Source organism: Hymenobacter agri (assembly GCF_054778495.1).
In genome coordinates, this window is sequence record NZ_BAAGZM010000532.1 from 1 (window position 1) to 2,978 (window position 2,978).

Below are 2,978 nucleotides of genomic sequence, written 5' to 3' on the forward strand. Positions count from 1 at the left end.
CAGCACGCGGTCGGGGCCGGCGCTGGGCGTGGGCAGGGGCTCCACGGTTACGGTCACGGTGGCGGTGGCCGAGCAGTTGCCGTTGTCGCCGGTTACGGTGTAGGTGGTGGTGGCAGCGGGCGAAGCAATGGGCGTGGCCGAGCGCGGGTTGTTCAGGCCGGTGCTGGGGCTCCAGGTGTAGTTCTGCGCGCCGCTCACCGACAGCGTAGTGGAGCTGCCGGCGCAGATGGTAGTATTGGGCGACACCGTGAGCGAGGGCGTGGCCCGCACCTGCACCGTGGCCTGGGCCGTGCTGGTGCAGCCCGCGGCGTTGGTCACCGTTACGGTGTAAATGGTCGAGGCCGTGGGCGAAGCCGTGGGGTTGGCCACCGTGGCGCTGCTCAGGCCGGTGGCCGGGCTCCACGAGTAGCTGCTGCCGCCGCTGGCGTTCAGCGTTACCGACTGCCCGGCGCAGATGGCCACGGCCTGCGGCGTCACGCTGGCGGTGGGCAGCGCGTTCACCGTCACCACTACCGACGATGTGGCCGAGCAGCCATTGGCGCTGGCCGTCACGGTGTAGGTGCCCGAGCGGTTCACGCCCACGTTGGCGATGCTGGGGTTTTGCAGCAGCGAGTTGAAGCCGTTGGGGCCCGTCCAGGAGTAGCTGGCCCCGGGCACGGTGCTGGCCGTGAGCAGCAGGTTGCCGCCGGAGCACAGCGGCGAGTTGCTGCCCGCCGTCACGGTCCCGATGTTGGTGATAGTCAAATCCTGCCCGTTATCGGTGCCAACGGTAACGGGGCTGGAAGCCACCACCCGCACCCGGTAGCCCGAGCCGGTGACCACGCCCGCCGGCAGCGTGCCCGTGATGGTGCCGCCCGCCGTGCCCGCCAAGGAGCCAATGGCCGTGGGCGCGGCAAACGAGCCCGTTTCGTCCGACAGCTGGGCCGTGAACACGTTGCTGGGGTCGAGGCTGCCCGTCACGGTGTAGCCCACCCGCACGCTGGTGTTCTGGCAAAAACTGGTGCCGTTCAGCACTGTGGTGGTGATGGTGGCGGCCTGGCCCGACCGGGCCCACACGGCACTTACCAGCAGCAACAGGTAAAGAAGTAAGGGGTTTTTCATGGGAGAAACTGAAAGAAGATGGGAGAACAATGAGCGAATGACCGGCGAGTTAGCACCCTCACATGAACACTGCATGAGATGCCGCCAAGCCGCTCGTTTTGTCCTTCGAACTGTGCTTCTTCTAAGAGTTTAAGCCCCTTTTCAACTTTATAACTACTTCATTTTCTGTTCATTTTAACCTCATCTATTTCTGACTGAATCCATCCAAATGCCACCGCCCGCCGGCGCTTCGGGCGCATTGGCGGGCGGCGAGGGTTTCTGCTTGATGGACAAGGCAGAAGCATGCTAAAAGTTAGGACGCAAAAAGAACGTCATGCTGAGCTTGTCGAAGCATCTCTACCGCAGCAGTGAACCCAATCGTCGGGATTACTTGCGCGGTAGAGATGCTTCGGCTGCGCGGACGCCAGATGAGCATGACGTTCTATCTTTTGTTAATAACCCGCTACTGCGCCGGTACATCGGCAAACTCATACATCCGGCCTACTTCCAGCGGTTTACCATCGGCTTCGGCGTAGGGGTACACGAAGTAGTTGAGGGGCGGGCCGGCTTGCTTGGGGGCCAGTTCCACGTCGCGGCCGCGGGTGAACTCGACGCGGTTTTCGTCGTGCGCGCCGAAGAAGTAGTTGCGCTTGTCGGGGTTTTTGGCAGCTTCGGAGGCATCGACGGGCACCCAGCCGGTTTCGGGGGTGAAGAACTCGGCCCAGCAGTGGTAGCCCTTGATTTCGCCCCGGCCGCGCTCGGCCGGCAGCGGCAGCCCGATGCTGAAGCGCGCCGGAATGCCCAGGCTGCGGCAATAGCCGATGACGATGGCGTGGAAATCGGTGCAGTTGCCGCGCCGGGCGTCGCAGGCGTAGTAGATGTCGCCGCGGCCCCAGCCCTGACCGGTTTTGTCGTACTTCACGGTGCTCACCACGTGCTCGTAGATGGCGCGGGCCTTTTCGAGCGGCGTCTTGGCGCCGGCTTTAGCCACCACTTCCTCGGCCTGCTGCTTGATTTTGGCATCGAGCGGCACGAGGCGGTCGGGGGCCAGCCAGCGGGCCAGGTTGGGGTCGGTTTTTTCTTTGGCGGGCTTGGCCGTGGGGCTGTTGGCGCGCAGGTTGAGGTGCTCGCGGCGCGTGATTTGGGCCGTCATTTTCACCACCAGCGGCGCATTGGGCAGGGCGGCGGGGCGCAGGTGCAGCATCTGGTTGCCGAACTCGCCCTTCTCGATTTTGTAGGGCACCGGCGACTCAATTTTGAGGTCGCGGATGTCCTGGTTGGCATCGGGGTGCGGCAGGGGCAGCCACAGGTCGAGGGTTTTGGTGCCGGCCGGGGGCACAGGCACGGTGGCGGTGCTGGTGAGCACGAAGGTGCGGCTGCGCGGCGCGGCGGCGGAATTTTTGGGGGCTTCCGAACCCGGCAGGTGCGCGGCCGCACCCAGCAGCCCCACCCACACGGCGGGGGCAATCAACAACGAAACATTCACGGCAACGGGGGCAACAAGTCGCTGCTGGCGGGCGTCGGCAAAGCTGAATCGCAGCCGGAAATCGGCCCAACCCGACGGCCACCGCCACGCGCGGTGCCCGTCGGCGCAACGCCGGCAACGGCGTCCGCCAGTCAGGGCCAACCAGACCCCAGCAGTACGGTAAAGATACGGCCCGGCCAACCGTGGGGCCCGCCGCGCGTACCAGCTACGGCTTCATTCACCCTTCATTTTCATGCTTTTCCTCGCCGAACCCATCACGCCCTTCGACTGGCAGCGCCTGCTCTGGACGGCCGACGCGCCCCCCAGCTACCTGCTCGAAGTCGTGTTTCGCTGCGTGGCCACCTACGTGGTGCGGCTGGCCGCCCTGCGCGTGACGGGCCGGCGCGGCGTGCGGCAGCTCTCCATCTTCGAG

At 65.3% G+C, this 2,978-nt stretch carries 2 protein-coding genes and 1 pseudogene; 1 reads left to right on the top strand and 2 read right to left on the bottom strand.

Going from position 1 to position 2,978, the window contains the following annotated elements:
- On the bottom strand, nucleotides 1-1,101 hold a 1,101-nt coding region (locus ACYVDE_RS18860; RefSeq protein ID WP_460503094.1), incomplete at its 3' end, for an Ig-like domain-containing protein.
- A 442-nt stretch (nucleotides 1,102-1,543) separates the two neighbouring features.
- Nucleotides 1,544-2,566: a transglutaminase-like domain-containing protein gene (locus tag ACYVDE_RS18865; RefSeq protein WP_460503095.1), complete on the bottom strand. Its 1,023-nt coding sequence runs from the start codon at nucleotides 2,564-2,566 to the stop codon at nucleotides 1,544-1,546.
- Between the two features lie 232 nt (nucleotides 2,567-2,798).
- Between ACYVDE_RS18865 and ACYVDE_RS18870 the strand changes: the two are divergent.
- Nucleotides 2,799-2,978: pseudogene (locus ACYVDE_RS18870) on the top strand (DUF421 domain-containing protein); the annotation flags it as partial.